The 18359-nt window shown below is 36.5% G+C and carries 13 protein-coding genes and 1 rRNA gene; 13 read left to right on the plus strand and 1 reads right to left on the minus strand.

All coding sequences use genetic code 11. The annotated features are described in order from the left end of the window. Positions 1-55 precede the first annotated feature (55 nt). The 8 genes from I5677_RS09420 (at position 56) to I5677_RS09455 (ending at position 11990) form a co-directional block, all read left to right on the plus strand. Entirely contained in the window at positions 56-550 is a 495-nt protein-coding gene (locus I5677_RS09420; RefSeq protein ID WP_197661333.1) for a chemotaxis protein CheW, read from the plus strand. Between the two features lie 15 nt (positions 551-565). Further along, entirely contained in the window at positions 566-2242 is a 1677-nt protein-coding gene (locus I5677_RS09425) for a methyl-accepting chemotaxis protein (RefSeq protein ID WP_197661334.1), read from the plus strand. A gap of 118 nt (positions 2243-2360) precedes the next feature. Beyond that, positions 2361-3176, plus strand: a complete 816-nt coding sequence (locus I5677_RS09430) for a CheR family methyltransferase (protein ID WP_197661335.1) — start codon at positions 2361-2363, stop codon at positions 3174-3176. Positions 3177-3230: 54 nt separating this feature from the next. Further along, positions 3231-4253, plus strand: a complete 1023-nt coding sequence (locus I5677_RS09435; RefSeq protein WP_197661336.1) for a protein-glutamate methylesterase/protein-glutamine glutaminase — start codon at positions 3231-3233, stop codon at positions 4251-4253. A gap of 200 nt (positions 4254-4453) precedes the next feature. Next, positions 4454-8680, plus strand: coding sequence for a PAS domain-containing hybrid sensor histidine kinase/response regulator (locus I5677_RS09440; protein ID WP_197661337.1), 4227 nt, complete (start codon positions 4454-4456; stop codon positions 8678-8680). Positions 8681-8696: 16 nt separating this feature from the next. Beyond that, complete coding sequence (locus tag I5677_RS09445; RefSeq protein WP_197661338.1) at positions 8697-9104, plus strand: response regulator; 408 nt, start codon at positions 8697-8699, stop codon at positions 9102-9104. A 156-nt stretch (positions 9105-9260) separates the two neighbouring features. Beyond that, complete coding sequence (locus I5677_RS09450; RefSeq protein WP_243456549.1) at positions 9261-10625, plus strand: PQQ-dependent sugar dehydrogenase; 1365 nt, start codon at positions 9261-9263, stop codon at positions 10623-10625. 255 nt (positions 10626-10880) lie between these two features. Next, positions 10881-11990 (plus strand): hypothetical protein, encoded by a 1110-nt coding sequence (locus I5677_RS09455; RefSeq protein WP_197661339.1) that lies wholly within the window; start codon positions 10881-10883, stop codon positions 11988-11990. Between the two features lies 1 nt (position 11991). On the opposite strand, the gene yyaC is transcribed toward I5677_RS09455, so the two are convergent. Next, the gene (gene yyaC, locus I5677_RS09460) at positions 11992-12576 is read right to left on the minus strand and encodes a spore protease YyaC (RefSeq protein ID WP_197661340.1); all 585 of its coding nucleotides are present in this window, start codon (positions 12574-12576) and stop codon (positions 11992-11994) included. 319 nt (positions 12577-12895) lie between these two features. Between yyaC and I5677_RS09465 the strand changes: the two genes are divergently transcribed. The 5 genes from I5677_RS09465 to I5677_RS09485 all read left to right on the plus strand — a co-directional run. Then, positions 12896-14140 carry a LysM peptidoglycan-binding domain-containing protein gene (locus I5677_RS09465; protein ID WP_197661341.1) on the plus strand — a complete coding sequence of 415 codons (1245 nt, stop codon included), beginning with the start codon at positions 12896-12898 and terminating at the stop codon, positions 14138-14140. Positions 14141-14325: 185 nt separating this feature from the next. Then, entirely contained in the window at positions 14326-15501 is a 1176-nt protein-coding gene (locus tag I5677_RS09470; protein ID WP_197661342.1) for a DUF5711 family protein, read from the plus strand. A gap of 91 nt (positions 15502-15592) precedes the next feature. Continuing rightward, a complete protein-coding gene (locus I5677_RS09475) occupies positions 15593-16267 on the plus strand; it encodes a CvpA family protein (RefSeq protein WP_197661343.1) in 675 nt (224 codons plus the stop codon). Between the two features lie 160 nt (positions 16268-16427). Continuing rightward, positions 16428-17390 (plus strand): bifunctional 4-hydroxy-2-oxoglutarate aldolase/2-dehydro-3-deoxy-phosphogluconate aldolase, encoded by a 963-nt coding sequence (locus I5677_RS09480; protein WP_197661344.1) that lies wholly within the window; start codon positions 16428-16430, stop codon positions 17388-17390. 742 nt (positions 17391-18132) lie between these two features. Then, positions 18133-18359: ribosomal RNA gene (locus I5677_RS09485) — 16S ribosomal RNA — on the plus strand; the annotation flags it as partial.

Below are 18359 nucleotides of genomic sequence, written 5' to 3' on the forward strand. Positions count from 1 at the left end.
AATAAAAGGAGGTAAGTATTTAACTCTTATCACTATAACAGAAAGGAGCTAAACCATGGCTGAATCAGTAATGCAAGAATTATATGAGCAAGAGGAAGATACCCAGAAAGGTAGGTTTCTAACCTTTGCATTAGGCAGTGAATCCTATGGAATAGAGATAAAACATGTGACAGAAATCATAGGGATACAGCCGATAACAGAAGTACCTGAACTTCCGGAGTATATTAAAGGCATCATTAACTTAAGGGGTAAGATTATTCCGGTTATGGATGTTAGGTTGCGGTTTAAAAAACCATTTAGAGAATATAATGACAGGACCTGCGTGATTGTCATAGATATTAAAGAGGTTTCTATCGGGCTGATTATCGATAGTGTATCCGAGGTACTATCCATTCCGGAGACAGAAATCGTTGTTCCTCCGGAGGTTGGTAAGGGGAATAACAAATACATAAAGGGAATTGGTAAAACAGGAAATGATGTTAAATTATTGCTTGATTGTGAAAAACTTTTAACAGAAGATGAAGTGGATAGCTTAAATAATATACAATAAGAGGAGGATTCGGGTATGAAATGGTTTAATAATATGAAAATTGGAGCCAAATTAATTGCTAGTTTTATTTTGGTTGCTATTATTGCAGGGGCAGTAGGTATAGTTGGTATTATTAATATCAAAACAATAGATCATAATGATACGATATTGTACACCAACATGACTGTTCCGTTGTCAGATTCGGCTAAATTGGCAACACTTTTTCAACGAGTGCGAGTGAATACAAGAAATATGATATTGGAAGGCGACCCGGAACAAGTACGTGCCAGATATCAGACAATCGAAGAGATTATTGCAGAAATGAATGTTATATCGGAAGAATTCCAACAGAAAATATTAACAAATGAGATGCAGGAAGCATTTGATGAATTCATGAAAACAAGAATTGATTTTCGCTCTCATCTAGATAAGTTATTAGAACTTACTCTAGAAAATAAAGATACAGAAGCCTTCGAGTTTATTAACAAAGAGATGCACATCTCTGCTGATGCGGAGCAGGCTGCAATTGACAAACTTGTTGAACTTAAGGTAGATGATGCAAAGACACAATCTGAAAACAATACGAGGATAGCAAACACAGCGGTAGTAACTATGACAACAATCGTAATTGTAGCCATGCTGATTGCCATTAGCCTTGGTATATTAATAGCACGCATTATTGGAAAGCCTGTTACAAAGCTGTCCGGTATTGCTCAAAAGATAGCAGACGGAGATTTAAATGTAGTCGTTGATATTCATTCAAAGGATGAAGTTGGCCTTCTGGCAGCAGCATTTACGAGAATGATAGATAACTTAAATGAAGTAATGTCAAACATTAATAACGCTGCGGAACAAGTGGCCTCCGGCTCAAAGCAAGTAGCTGATTCTAGTATGGCGCTATCGCAAGGAGCAACCGAGCAGGCAAGCTCTGTGGAACAATTAACAGCATCTTTGGAGGAGATTTCAACTCAGACAAAAAAGAATGCCGAAAGTGCGAATAAAGCCAATGGATTAGCTGAAGATGCCAAATCAAATGCAGAGAAAGGGAACAACCAAATGAATGATATGCTTAAAGCTATGGATGAGATTAACGATTCCTCAAGCAACATATCAAAGATTATAAAAGTTATTGATGAAATTGCTTTCCAAACCAATATACTGGCACTGAATGCAGCAGTAGAAGCAGCGAGAGCAGGTCAACATGGAAAAGGATTTGCGGTTGTTGCAGAAGAGGTTAGAAACCTGGCAGCAAGATCTGCGAATGCCGCAAAGGAAACTACGGAAATGATCGAAGGCTCCATTAAAAAAGTAGAAGGTGGCACTAAAATTGCTAACGAGACAGCAGATGCATTAAACAAAATTGTGGACGGAATATCGAAAGTTGCTACTTTGGTTGGAGATATCGCTACAGCCTCTAATGAACAGGCAACCGGAATTGCACAGGTTAATCAAGGAATTATGCAGGTTTCTGAAGTGGTACAGACAAATTCAGCAACTTCCGAAGAAAGTGCCGCTGCCAGTGAAGAGCTTTCCAGTCAGGCTGAGATGCTAAAGCAACAGGTTTCAAGATTCAATATCAGAAAAACATCTAATAATATACATTCCTATAATGAAACGAAAGCGGTTAATCCGGAGGTTATTCGTATGTTGGATGGGATGAAAGAAAAATCAAAGCAGATTAAACTAAGCGATTCAGAGTTTGGAAAATATTAATGAGTACATGAATACTACTATAATAATCTAATTTTTAATTATTATTTTGTAAATTGGGGTGAAGGGTCTCCCTTTGCCCCAGCCTAATAAGAGTGTAGATATAAGGTAGGAGACACATATGATTACTATTACGGAAAAAGAGTTTAAACAGTTATCAGAATATATTAAGATAAATTACGGGATACATTTAAAGATAGAAAAAATGGCACTGGTAACAGGAAGATTACATAATGTACTTATACAAGCAGGGTTTAAAAATTTTACGGATTATTATAATTATGTGGTTAGTGATAAAACCGGAGAAGCAGTTACTACATTAATGGATAAAATCACTACCAATCATACGTTTTTTATGCGAGAAGCGAATCATTTTTATTACTTTAAAGACAATGTTCTTCCATACCTTACATCTACGGTTAAGGATAAAGATCTTCGTATTTGGTGTGCTGCATCGTCAACCGGTGAAGAACCCTATACCTTAGCAATGATTCTTGATGAATATTTTGGTATGAATAAGATATGGTGGGATACAAAAGTTTTAGCAACAGACATTTCAGAAAAAGTCTTAGAAATAGCAAAAAACGCTGTATATAGTAATGAGCGAATTGCTTCTTTACCAGCTCATTGGAGAGCAAAATACTTTAATAAAATTAACAATGAAAATTCGGTTCTGATCGATAAGATTAGAAATGAAGTAATATATAGAAAGTTTAATCTTATGGAAGAGGTGTTTCCTTTTCGTAAAACATTTCATACTATCTTTTGCAGAAATGTTATGATTTACTTTGATAATGAGACAAAAATAAGACTGGTAAATAAGCTTTACGACCATATGGAATATGGAGGGTACCTCTTCATAGGTCATTCAGAATCTTTGAATAGGGAAACAACAAGGTTTAAATATGTAATGCCTTCCGTTTATCAAAAGATATAAACATCTCGAATTGATATAAAATTTCCAAAGAAATATATAAAAAGGAGTGCATTTATGACTGGGAAAAGAATCAGAGTGTTAGTTGTAGATGATAGTCTGGTTTTTCGTGAGGTAATCGCTCGAGGTATTTCCTCAGATCCTATGATTGAGGTTGTAGGGAAAGCTGTTGATCCATATGATGCAAGGGATAAGATATTACAATATCAACCGGATGTTATGACATGTGACGTGGAGATGCCTAAGATGAACGGGATTGAATTTATCAGGCGGCTCCTCCCCCAATATCCTCTCCCTGTTATTGTAATAAGTACCGTAAGTGAAGCAGTTTTTGATGCGATGAATGCAGGAGCAGTTGATTTTGTTACAAAACCAGATGTACAAGCACCTAGGAATGTTGAGAACTTTATATATGATCTAATATCTAAAATCAAGATAGCTGTTAATGCAAATGTAACACAGCACTTAACCACCAAGAGTCCTAATACAATTGAAACAGATATAAAATTTAATCAGAATCGTGTTATAGCAATAGGAGCATCCACCGGAGGAACGGAGGCAATATTTAGCGTATTGAATCAACTCCCACCAACAATACCGGGTATACTAATTGTACAGCACATACCGCCTGTATTTTCACGTATGTTTGCAGAGAGAATGAATAACCAGACCCAGCTTAAATGTAAGGAAGCTCAAAGCGGTGACTATGTAGAGCAAGGTAAAGTATTCATTGCCCCGGGAGACCAACATATCAAAATTCGGAAAGTCGGAGAAAAGTATAAAGTAGAAGCATTTTACGGTGATAGGGTCAATGGTCACTGTCCTTCTGTAGATATTTTATTTGATTCGGTAGCAAAGGAAGTTGGGCACAATGCCATCGGAATTATTCTAACAGGAATGGGTTATGATGGAGCAAAAGGACTTTTATCAATGAGACAAAAAGGCGCCAAAACCCTTGGACAAGACAGACAATCCTGCGTTGTATATGGAATGCCTAAGGTAGCATATGAGATGGGTGCTGTTGAAAGACAGGTATCCTTATCCAATATTCCACGAGAATTATTATCGATACTAAAGTAGATTTCGGATATACAATTAATAATGTCCTAGAAACTTTCATAAGTAATATGTTGCGGTGTTATTAAGATAGGTAGAGAAGCTGTAAATGGTTCTTAAAATATGCTTAAGCCACAATTACATAACTTAGAATGTTGGTGATAACTATAGCAGACCAGTTATTTATGTTGATTTCCATGTAGTTAAGATACTGAGGTGAATAAATGGGGAAAAAAAAGAAGACACAAATAAGAAAACTAGCATATGAACAGATTGCGGCAACACTGTCTTGTATTGGAGATGGTGTTATTGTTACGGACTTAGCTGAGAATATCTCATATATAAACCCTACAGCGCAAGATATAACCGGCTGGAGTGACATCGATGCGGTAGGTATGGCATTTGATAAGGTTTTCTACTTAAAGAGTATAGTGACAGATGAATTGCTGGAAAGTCCGATTAAACAGGCTTATAGAGAAGATAAAACCGTAGGCCTGCAAAACCATACAGTACTGACAACAAGAAAAGGTATAACTAAATATATATCGGCAAGCTGCTCTCCAATTAAAAATTTAAATGGTGAATTAGAGGGTTTTGTTGTAGTGTTTCGGGATATTAATAGAATAAAGCAGATGGAAGAGCAGTTAAGAATTGAAAAAAACAACCTTCAGACTACATTTGAAAATGTTCCGATAGGTATGCTTTTGATAGATAAGAATACCGTAATCCGGAAAGTCAACAAAGCCTTTCTAGATATGTTAGACCATGATGTGTCGGAAATCATCGATCAAAGATTTGGTGATGGATTGAGATGTATCAATAGTCTTGAAAAGGGCTGTGGTGAAGGACCAAAATGTAAAATGTGCGATATAAGGAAAGGTATTAAGAAGGTGCTTGAATCCGAAGAACCCTGCAGTGATGTGATAATTCAACAAACAATGGTTATCGATGGCAATGAAGTGAGTCCCTGGTACAAAATTAATTTTGTTCCGATCGTAATTGCAGAAGAAAACCATGTAATGGTGGTAATTGATGATATTACAGATCAGAAGAATCATGAAGAACAGTTAATTCGCTCGAAAGAGTCCTGTCTGAAAATGATGGAGAATTTTCCAACCATGATTTGGAGGGCTGACACGGAAGGGAGAAATAATTACCTTAATAAAACTTATCTTGAGTTTACCGGTCTAACACTGGAAGAAGGACTTGGTGATGGTTGGACGAAATTACTCCATCCCGAGGAAGTCACATATTGTAATCAGATTATCAAAAATGCGTTTGAAAGTAGAACTGAATATCGGATGGAACACAGAATAAAGGGGGCTGATGGCCAATATCGTTGGGTTATTAGTATTGGTACACCCTATAATGATATAGACAATCATTATTCAGGATTTATTGGTGCGGTATATGATATTACGGAACGCAAGGAATTCGAGTTGGCTCTGAGTAAAATGAGTGAATTCTACTTAAAAATCTTTGAAGATTTTCCTGCCATGATATGGAAGATGGATATTAACGGGAAAGGAATATACTACAGTAAAAACTTAATTAGTTTTCTGGGTGTAGAAGAACATAAGCTTTTAGAGACCGGATGGATAGAATATCTAAGCCCCGAGGATAAAAACAAGTTTTATAAAGAGTTTAATTATACAATCTCGATCCGCTCTTCTTATGAAAGTGAGTTTAGAATAAAGCATAGTAGTGGTGATTATCGCTGGGTCTACGTTGTGAATAAGCCCATGTATGATATCAATGGAAATATAGAGGGCTTTATTGGTATGGGGTTTGATATTCATGACAGAAAAATAGCAGAGGAAGGGCTTAGAAGATATGAGATTTTATCCCAAAAAGCCAGGGATATTATATTATTCGTCAATACAGACGGGAATATATTAGATGTGAATGAGGCGGCTCTCATGGAATATGGCTATGCCTATGAGGAGTTTATTTCCCTAAATGTAACGAATATAAGAGCAACCGATCAAATATCAAAAGATTTTTTTGAAAATGCTGAGGAAGAAGGCGCATTTTTTGAAACATATCATTACCGTAAGGACGGCACTATCTTTCCGGTGGAAGTCAGTTACCGAGGAGCGTTAATAAAGGGTGAAAGAATTCTTATCAGCATTATTCGAAATATTACGGAACGAAAACTAGCGGATAAGGCTCTTAGAGAAAGTGAAGAGCGTTTTCGTATGCTTTTTAATAATGCTACCGATGCAATTTATCTGCATACTCTTCATAGTAAAGGCTTAAAAGTCGGAAAACTAATTGAAGTGAATGATATAGCTTGTAAAATGCTTAAGTATAGCAGGGATGAACTACTAAATTTAACACCGGATCATATTGACAGACAAAGTTTTCTTGAGAAAGACAAGGAAATACTAAAAAAAGCAAAAGAAATGGGCCATTACAGATATGAAGCAATACATCTGACAAAACAGGGTGATGAAATACCGGTAGAAGTAAATTCTCACTATTTTATAATGAATAAAGTGCCGGTTATATTATCAATTGCTCGTGATATATCAGAAAGAAAGAAAGCAGAAGCACTGTTAATTGAAAGCGAAAGAAGATATCGATCTTTGTTTGTGAACATGCAAAGCGGTTTTGCATACCATAAAGCAATCTTTGATGATGATGGTAAGATATGTGATTTGGAATTTGTATTAGTTAATGAAGCTTATGAGAGTATGTTTGGCATACAAAAAGATTCTGTAATTGGTAAACGGTACACAGAAGTGTTTCCACAGAACAAACATACTTTTCAAAAGCTTGAAGATGTATATAAAGAAGTAATTATAGATGGGGAAAGTATGTCCATGGAAGAGATTTATATAGATGCATTCCACAGATGGTTTTCTATAGCCATGTACCGGCCGGAAGAAGGATATTTTGCCATGGTAATAACTGACATTGATGAGAAAAAGAGAGCCTCCATCGAATTACTTAAGGCGAAAGAGGAAGCTGAGAAGGCAAATAAGGCAAAGAGCGAATTCCTTGCTAATATGAGCCATGAGATCAGAACACCGCTTAACGGTATGATTGGTATGGTTGATCTCACGTTGCTTACGGAAGTAACAGATGAACAAAGAGAGAATTTAAATATAGCCAAAAGCTGTGCGACTTCCTTAATGAAAATAATCAGTGATATTCTTGATTTTTCAAAAATGGAAGCCGGTAAGCTTTTGATTGACAATATTAACTTTGATATGAAAGAATTGGTAGATGAGATCATTAGAACCCATGCTCCTTATGCAGAAAAAAAGAGTTTAGATTTTAATTATTCCTTCTCCTCTAATTTACCGAAATATTTAATAGGAGATCCCAATAGAATAAAGCAGGTTCTTCACAATCTGGTTGGGAATGCTATTAAATTCACAGAAGAAGGTCAAGTTGATGTTTTAATTAAAAGTAAGGCAATGTCTGATGATAAAGTTGAGCTTAAGTTCGCCATAAGAGATACCGGAATCGGACTAAGTGAGGGGGATAAAAGTAAACTGTTTAAAACCTTTAGTCAAGTGGATGGCTCTATCACCAGAAAGTATGGAGGCAACGGTCTTGGATTAGCAATTTCCAAACAACTCGTTGAGAAAATGGGTGGAGTTATGTGGGTTGATAGTGTAAAAGGGAAGGGTAGTACTTTTTACTTTACCTTAGTAGTATCTATAGGACAGAAGCATAGAGAAAAAGTCTCGATATCAAAACCAATAGAAAAGCCTTTAAGACATGACATGAAGATTCTTTTGGTTGAGGACGACAGCGTAAATCAAATCGTTATATCCCGTATTTTAGCTCAAAAAAACTATTCTGTAGATATAGCAAAGAACGGAGTAGAAGCGCTGAACCTACATAGTTCAGAAAACTATGATTTGATATTAATGGATATTCAGATGCCGGATATGGATGGAATAGAGACAACAGAACGGATAAGAGAAAGAGAGGGAAGTACGAAGCACACGCCAATCATAGCATTAACTGCTTATGCTCTTAAGGGGGACAGGGAAAGGTTTTTAAGTCTTGGTATGGATGAGTATCTAGCTAAACCGATTCAGATGGAGATGCTATTCGAGAAGATTGACAAATTAGCAGCACCCCAGAACAATAATTTTAATGTAAGCAGTATCCAGGTGGATGAGAAAGGAAATATTATATTGATTCATAAGGAATCCTATGAGCAAAATAAAATACATGATACAGTAGTATCAAGTATTGAAGATAAGATGAAAGAGCTTTGGATAAGTTTTGAGGTTATGGACCTGGAGCTTATAGAGAAGCTGGCAAATGATCTGAAAAATCTTTGTAATCAAATAGGAGCTGACGAATTAAAAAGTAAGGCATTTCAAATCGAGTTGGCAGTTAGGCGTAGTAATCATGAAGATGCATTAGAAAAATTTAAATCATTTGAAAAGGATTTCCAAACATATAAAAATATTGTTTCTGAATAGGAAAGGAAGGTAAATTATGAAGATTTTAATTGCAGAAGATGATTTGATCAGCAGAAAGTTTTTATTGAAGTTTTTATCGCAATACGGAGAATGTGATATTGTTGTAGATGGACTTGAGGCTTTGGATGCATTCTTATATTCCCTTAAGGCAGAAGATCCATATGATCTTATCTGCCTGGATGTAATGATGCCAAAGGTTGATGGAATTAAGGTATTAAAGACAATACGAGATTTAGAAAAACAAAAAGGACTATTACCTGAGAAACGGACCAAGGTAATTATAACAACGGCGTTATCCGAGACTGATTTTGTAAATCAGGCTTTTGACATTGGTTGCGAGGGTTTTGCGGCAAAACCGATTGATTTACAGAAATTTAAAGAGGTTTTGATTAAGCTAGACCTTCTTAAGGAAGAGGAAGAGTAAATTGATACCTAGTATTTAGTTATTAATTATTGTTATTAACACCGTGGATGGTTATTATTACAACTTAGCCAGGCTATACTTCCGGTTATTACCACCTGAATAAACGTAAAAATTCCCGAATATATTATAAGGAATCGATACTCAGGTGAATGATGAATGAAATATAGATTTTTATACGGGCACAATCATATGTATATACAGCAAATAGAACCTACGGAAAGGTACCTCAATCCGGAAGATGTTAATGTTCCTCAGGGCTATCAGATAGAAGTTTTTGCGACAGGGCTGGATACCCCGATTGGATTAGTATTTACGGAGGAGGGTGGCTTACTGGTTGCAGAAGCAGGTGTTTCAACCGGAAACCCCAGGGTTCTATTTCTTGTGGAGGGAAGATTTGAGGTTATAGCTGACGGATTTAACGTTCCGATTACCGGAATTAATTATCGTAATGGTGATATCTATGTCTCCCATAGAGGCGTTATTACTATATTGCGAGAAGATGGAACCAGGGAAGATATCATAAGCGGGTTACCAAGCTTTGGAGACTTTAGTAATAATAATGTAACGTTTGGACCGGAGGGAAAGATATATTTTGGACAGGGGACGGCAACAAATTCCGGTGTCGTGGGTCTGGATAATCAATGGATCTTTGAACACCCATATTTTCATGATCAACCCGGAGATTTTATTTTAGCTCGAGGAGTTAATTATGAAACGACAAATGCATTTATTCCGGCGGCTGAGAGTGCTATGACGGGACCCTTTCGTCCATACGGCGAACCAAGTTTATTACCGGTTGAGGTTGTAAGGGGAACGATAGAAGCTTCCGGTAGTATATTAAGAGCGAATCCTGACGGTTCCGATCTCGAACTGGTTGCTTGGGGACTTCGAAATCCTTCCTGCATTAAATTTGATTTAAACAATAATCTATATATAGCAAACCAAGGAATGACGAATCGGGGAAGCAGACCAATTGCGAATGCACCGGATGAATTTCACATGTTCGTGCCGAATCAATGGTATGGATGGCCGGATTTTTCAGCAGGTATGCCTGTATCTGCACCCAGATTTACACCGGAGGGAAGACCTCAACCCGAGTTATTACTTTATAATATACCATCAGTGCCGCCGAGACCGCTGGCATCATTTCCGGCGAACTCTTATATTATGGGATTTGATTTTAATTATAGCTCTGAATTTGGACCGGTAGGTGATGCCTATATAGCAGAGTTTGGATCAATCAGGTATGAAGAGACCGGGGAATTAATTCTTACGGGAATAGGGCATAGAATTTCTAGAATTAATATAAATACCGGTCAGACATCAACGTTTTCAATTAATAAGTCAGGTTTTCCTGCTGTAACTCCATTAGAAGGAGGATTAGGAAGACCAACAGATGTAAAGTTTGGACCGGACGGTGCCATGTATGTTACAGATTTTACGGCAACAACCCTAAGAGATCCCAATGAGTTTATCCCCAATACTGGAGTCATATGGAGAATATCCAGAAGCCAATTTTAGGAAACATACCAGGACATTATATAAGCTATCTTATCTGCTATCTTCTCCTATCGAATGAATAACGGAATAAGCTCTTAGGCTTGACCCGGGTAACAAAAAAGAGTAAAATTATAATACGATTATAATAAAGAGACAAGCCGTAATACACAATGAATAATATCTAGCGCTAGCTTTCAATATAGGTAATCATTTGTATAGAAAGGATTGTGTTGATATTTGGGCTTGTTTAAAAATACCTAATAAGGGGGAGTATTCATGGATGGTAGTAATAATCTGTTATCCGGTGGTGTGGAAGTTTTAAATGAAATCAAAGACAATCTTTTGGAGCTACATGGTAATCAAACCAAGTATGATTCCTTGATGTCAGATGAAGAGAAGTTGGATAAAAGCATTCGTAATATGGAAAAATCCATATCTGATGAGATATTGGATACCACGAAAAACCGCAGGCAGGAAATTGAAGAAACCTTTGACAAGCAGATTGATAAAATCAAGGCTAAGATTAGAAAGACGAAGGAAAAAAGAGATAAAAGAAAAAGCTCCAAGGTGTCTGAGAGAATTCATGCAGAAACGGCCGATCTTAGGGAGGAGAATAATCAGCTTAATCTGGATGCCAAAACGATCTTTAAGCAAAAACATGTCCCTTCCTGGTGCAATACAAGACTTTATTATGCCCTCTATTATCCAAAGGGATTGGGGGATTTATTTATCATAGTTACAACTTTATTAATTACATTATTTATCATTCCCTGTGGAATTTATTTTTTCATACTTCCGGAAGAAAAGATATTCTACCTGATTTTAACCTATATCGCAACGGTATTATTCTTTGGTGGAATTTATCTGATCACAGGTAACCGTACCAAAGAAAAACACCGCGAGGAGATACTACAGGTAAAGGGTCTTAGAAGTCAGATTCGTGTGAATCATAAAAAAATGGCCGTAATTAAACGAAATATCTTAAAAGACCGGGATGAGAGCTCTTACGGACTAGAGAATTTTGACGAGGAATTAAACAGATTAGACAGGGAGGCGGCGGATATAGCGAATCAGAAAAAAGAAGCCCTGTTATTATTTGATAATACGACAAGTCAGGTGATTGCAACAGAAATCAAGAGCCGATATGAAGAGAAATTATCCGGTCTGAAAGAAGAATATAAGCAAGTAAGTGATGAGGCTGGGAAAGCGGATGACAGAATAAAGGCCTTAACCATAAAAATAGCCAGTGTATATGAACCATTTATAGGAAAAGACCTTATGACACTCGACAGACTGGATTCGCTTATTAATATTATCCAGGCCGGAAGTGCAAATAATATATCAGAAGCTATTGCCTTCCATAAGCAAAGCATGAACAAAATTTAATTTATTGTAGAGTATAAGAGTTTAAATTATAAATACTATAATTAATTGCCTGGCAGATCTGATCTGCCAAGGACATGACCACATTTAACCGGGTGGTTTGAAGTAACATGTGGTCTAATAGGCCCGAGAAATTCACAATTCCGGTAATATAGATATCTCCGACTGCAGGTAGATCCTTATTAACGCCTGCTCCGGGTTTTAAAGGCCCTTCACCTAAAGTAATATAACCAATATGATCGGATTTTCCCAAGGAAGCATCGATTGCAATGATAAAAGCATCCTCGTGAGCTTGATATATCATGTCAACGGTGCTTTTTAGATTCTTTGCATGCACCGGTTCCTCTAGGGTGCCGTATACATAATAATTATACAGCTTTTTATATTTAGAAAGTTTATATCCGATGATTGGCCCCAGGCAGTCACCGGTTGCCCGGTCCGATCCGATGCATAAAAAAATGATTGTCTTATTTAACAGAACATGACGCTTCATAAGATCCGATAACATTCGCCCCAGTTCATAGGCAGTATTTTTTTCAGACGAATTAAAATAAGTTATTCTATTCTTGCTTTTCACAAAAATGCTCATAGTACCTCCATAGTTTATTGAAATGAATCTTAGGTTAAGTATTACCAGAAACTTTAAAAATAGACATTGAAAACCAAAGAAAGTTGCGAATCGAAAACGAAAATAACGCTTTATTCGAGCATGGTTTTATTGGAAACTGTGAGTATCTCTGGAAATTAACCGATTTAGGGCTGTTATAGTCAGATAAGGAAGATAATTTATGAGGCCCTGAAAACGGAATTTGACAAAATGCCTGTCTCATCTATGGTAATATGATTTATCATTAACGGTTATAAAGTGGGGACTTTATTTGTATTAAGATAGAATAGGAGCGGGTCACATGATAGAAACGGTTTACAGTAATGAAAATGGTGAAGGTAATCGTACAGGAAGAGTGCAGACCGCATTTAAGATGCCAAAGAATATACGTCAGGTAGGAAAAAGCAGTTCAACAAAGAAGATATATGTTGAAGATTATGTAATGACATTTACAAAACAGCTGGCCGGTGAGGACTATTCCAAATGCAAAGTGGCGGTACTGGTTGGGCAATATGTTAAGACAGAGAATTGCCGTAATATTTTTATATCGGGTGTCATAGAGGTTGAGGAAATAGACACAGCCAGTGATATCATATTTTCCAATGACACCTGGACATCAATTTATGAAAACATTAAAAAATACTTTACGGATGTAGAGATAGTAGGATGGTTTTTGGGGGGACCGGGTTATTACTTAGAAGATAAGGAAAGAATTTTAAAAGCACATATTGATAATTTTGCAGGACAGGACAAGACCTTACTTACCTTTGACAATATGGAGAAGGAGGAAGCCTTCCTTATATATGAAAGTGGTCGTTTAAACAAACAGGACGGCTATTACATCTATTATGAAAAAAATGAGGATATGCAAAACTATATGATTGAACATAAGAATTCCCGGAGTGAAGAAGCGGACTATGATGATCATGTAGCCAGAGATATCCGAACGATAATACAGAATAAGAAGCCGGCTGATACAGAAAGTAAAAGTATCTCCAGATTAATGTATGCCGCAGGCACTCTGTTGGCGGTAATTATCTTAATTGTTGGTGCGGCTATGCTTAATAACTATGACCAAATGAGAAATATGCAGGACACCTTGGATTCCTTATCAAGGAATCTTCAGGAGGTAGAATCTATCTTTGCCAGGAAGGACACCTCTTATACTTCAGACAACAATGAGATGGTTGTAGATATACCCACATCAACTGATACGGAAGACTTGGAAGACAGTTTAAATGTGGAAGTGGTTACGGGAGATTTAACGCCTTTGGAGGATGAAGCAGAAGCTACACCCTCCGGCGAAAAAGTTACAGATAGTAGTACTCCAACCAATGCAGAGCAAGCATCTGCAATACAGAATTCTGAGTCGGTGAAAGAAACTCAAAAGGAAGTTAATTACTATACGGTGGTAAGCGGTGACACCTTGGCGGGAATCAGTTTTAAATTATATGATTCTGCTAATTATATACAAAGGATAATGGAGTTAAATAATATTGAAGATGAAAATATGATCTATGCCGGTCAAAAATTAATCGTACCGTAGAGAGTAATTAATAGTTGTCACGTATTATGGTAAGGGTATAGCAAAATGGCAAAACCTTTCTCAGGTAATGTCATTTAGCTGTACCCTTTTATCATATTTATCTTTCGGTTTTTTATAAAAAAATAGTGCCATCTATTAATAAATGAGGTATAATCACTGTAAAGTATTCTGATTAGGAGTAAATTATGGCTAAGGGTAACGAAGGACAAACTTTAAGAGAATACGGGAAAAGAAAGAAGAGATATCGTAGGGGCAAGATGTTTTTTTTCTGCGCTCTTTTCTTCACCATAGCTGTAATTGGAATTCTATATGTGCTAAGACTGTATAACAAAACCTATCAAAGCTATGAGGTGATCAAATCTATACCAAATGAAGTACATAGTTTAGCCGGTTATCTGGAAGCCGGCAGCAGTGTTGTCCGTTATAGTAGGGATGGTGCTGTGGCAATCGCCAGGGATGGTGATCTTCTCTGGAACGGAGCCTATGAAATGAATGATCCGATTGCGGATTCCAGCGGCAAATACGTTGCGATAGCAGACAGAGGAAACAAAGCAATACATATATATAATGAAAAGGGAGAAGTAGGACCGATAAAAACCCTACATGATATCATTAAGATTGAGGTGGCTTCCCAAGGAGTGGTTGCTGTTTTAATGGAAGAGGGAGAAATCAACTACTTATCTTTATATAGCAAAGATGGAAGAGAGTTAATCGAGGGTAAAGTAACTGACTTTAAAAAAGAAGGCTATCCTATGGATATCTCATTGTCAGAAGATGGTAAAAAGCTAGTTGTATCATACCTTACGATAAATAGCGGAGAACTGATCAGTACGGTATCGTTTTATAATTTTGGTGAAGTAGGAAAAAGTCATACAGATGGTTTTGTAGGCGGATATAGCTACGAGGGTATCGTCGTGCCAAGAGTAAGCTTTTTAGATAATAATACGGTTGCCGCTTTTAAAGAGGATGGAATCATGTTATATTCCATGAAGGAAAAACCGGAATTAATCATCGAAGAGACTTATGAAACTGAAATAAAGAGTATACTTTACAATACGATGTATGCAGGTTTAGTCTTAGCCGGCAATAATACGTCCGATCAGCAGATCATTTTGTATGATTTAAAAGGAGAAAAAACACTTAACAAGAAGATAGATTTTAAATATCATACGATTTATCTTACAGGAGATGAAATCATACTATACGATACATTGTCATGTCTTGTATTAAAAACCGACGGCAGTACAAAATTCGAGTATACCTTTGAAAGTAATATAGAAGGCTTTTTTCCAATTAATCAGTTAGACCGATATTTTTTGATTCATCCAGATGAAATATCATCAATTCAATTATTGGAATAAAAATGAGTGATGTAATATATCTATAGTAAGGTATCAAATAACGGTAACGTTTAGATGAAGGCGGAAGTTCCGGATATGGGAGGATTTTTATATGAATTGGCTATTAATCTTTGTTGTGGGTTTTATTGCGGTAAATGCATTGATTGGATATAAGGTTGGATTTATTAAAACAGTTTTTTCTATGTTCTCCTTAATACTTGCAATCCTTTTAACTGCTACCATCAGTCCTACAGTCAACAATATTCTTAAAAATAATGAAAATGTATATTCTAAAGTAAGAGAAAAAGTAGAACAAGCCCTAGAGATGAATAATGAAGAGATCGAGACCTCACAGGAAGATACTTATATAGAAGGTTTGTTTCTTCCGAAATCCATAAGGGATAATCTTATAGAGAATAAAGAATCGAAGGTAGGAGAATTTAAAGATTATCTTGTAACCAATATAACAGACATCATTATTAAGGCAATTGCCTTTAGTGCTTCATTTGTAGTTATATTGATTGTCCTATGGATTATCAGTTTTGCCCTCAATATCATCAGTAAACTGCCTGTTTTAAAACAGATTAATAAATTTACCGGTTTCTTTGCGGGATTATTACATGGTTTCATTATCATATGGCTGTTATCCATCCTACTTACTGTATTTAGCGGCACGAGCTTTGGGAAAGAGGCCTTTATCATGATTGAGGACAGTGAAATCTTAAGTTTGATTTATGATAATAATTTGTTATTAGGTTTTATCATAAACGCTACAAAACTGCTATAAATACATATAGTCAAAGGTATATTAAAGATGGTTATTTTGTATTTGATTTACTGGTTAATTCACAGCCAGTGATAGAATTGTAGTAGGACAGCTTATTATAACTAATTATCTGCGGATATGTGAGAGTTATCAAAACATTATATAAAAGGAGCATAAAGAAATGAACGAAGTATTAAGTAAAATTCAGAAAATGGGTATTGTACCTGTAATTAAATTAGACGATGCAAAGGATGCAGTGCCTTTAGCAAAGGCTTTATGTGATGGGGGACTTCCCTGTGCAGAGGTTACCTTTCGTACAGCGGCAGCAGAGGAATCTATACGTCAGATGAGAAAAGCATTTCCTGATATGTTAATTGGTGCAGGAACAGTGCTGACAACCGAACAGGTAGATCTAGCAGTCAATGCCGGAGCTACATTTATCGTAAGCCCCGGACTTAATCCTAAGGTAGTGCGTTATTGTGTAGATAAAAATATTCCGATTACTCCAGGATGCTCCAGTCCTACCGATATTGAAGCAGCCATTGAACTCGGCCTTGAAGTAGTGAAGTTTTTTCCTGCGGAAGCAGCCGGTGGTTTAAATATGATAAAAGCTATGTCAGCCCCTTATGTTAATATGAAATTCATGCCTACCGGGGGAATCAATGAAAAAAATCTTATCTCCTATTTAGATTTTTCTAAGATCATAGCCTGCGGCGGAAGCTGGATGGTAAAGGATGAGCTTATTAAAGCCGGAGAATTTGACAAAATCACAGAGCTTACGAAAAAAGCTGTAACGCTGATGCTGGGCTTTGAGCTCCGTCATATCGGAATTAATGCGACAGATGAAAATGAAGCTGATCAAGTAGCAACCTCTTTTGAGAAGCTTTTCGGATTTGCAAAAAACGTAGGTAACAGCTCTATCTTTGCCGGTACCGGTATTGAGGTTATGAAGCAACCATATCTGGGACAAAAAGGACATATTGCAATCCAGACGAATTATATCGAAAGAGCAATCTTTCATTTGGAAGCACAAGGCTTTACCTTTAATGAAGATAGCAAGAAGTATGGTAAGAATGATAAATTAGTTGCGATATATCTGAATGAAGAGATTGGTGGATTTGCAGTGCATCTGGTGCAGAAATAGCATATTGAGTAATAGATAAATGAAGCAAGATAGTAATCGTGGTAAAAGGATTATTCCTGAGGGGATAATCCTTTTATGTTCTAAAATAATATTTAAAATTGAATATGAAATTAAAACAATTTAGCCTTGACTTTGATTTTAAAAGATGATACAATAAACATCACCTCTGATAGGGGAAAGCAACAACAGTGCTTATGACAATAGGTTTGGTTGCTAACTCCTAAGAAGTGATGTAAGAATAAGAATGGTATAAATTGGATATAAAATTAATATAATTTATGCTTGACTTTGTTCTACAGATGTAGTAAGATTAACTTCCGCCGCTGATGAGGGGCAACCACAAAGGAGTTTAGATAATAAAGAAATTAAAATTATTTAAAAAAGTGGTTGACATAATACAGAATGTATGATAGAATAATTTCTTGTCGGCAGTGAAATAAAAGCTGATAAAAACATTGAAACCTTGGTGTTTTAATGAGCATGAACCTTGATAATTGAACAGTGAAACAACCCTGAAAATTCTAAAATATTTAGAGTTCCACATGAGCTCTAAAGTAAGATTTTTCATTTGATATATCAGTAATGGTATGTCACGAACCGTATTTGGTATTGAGTGATCAATAACAGATACACCACAAAAACAGTAAAGATAACAGGATTGCTTGAACAACCATAATGGTTGTAACGATTAATCAGAAATGATTAATCAAGGCTAACGTTTATCTGACTGGTTCAAACACTTAAACATGAGAGTTTGATCCTGGCTCAGGATGAACGCTGGCGGCGTGCCTAACACATGCAAGTCGAACGGAGTTATTATTATGAAGTTTTCGGATGAATTAATAATAACTTAGTGGCGGACGGGTGAGTAACGCGTGGGTAACCTGCCTCATACAGGGGGATAACAGCTGGAAACGGCTGCTAACACCGCATAAGCATACAGCATCGCATGATGCCGTGTGAAAATAT

The sequence above is a fragment of the Mobilitalea sibirica genome (assembly GCF_015999265.1).
GTDB lineage: Bacteria > Bacillota > Clostridia > Lachnospirales > Lachnospiraceae > Mobilitalea > Mobilitalea sibirica.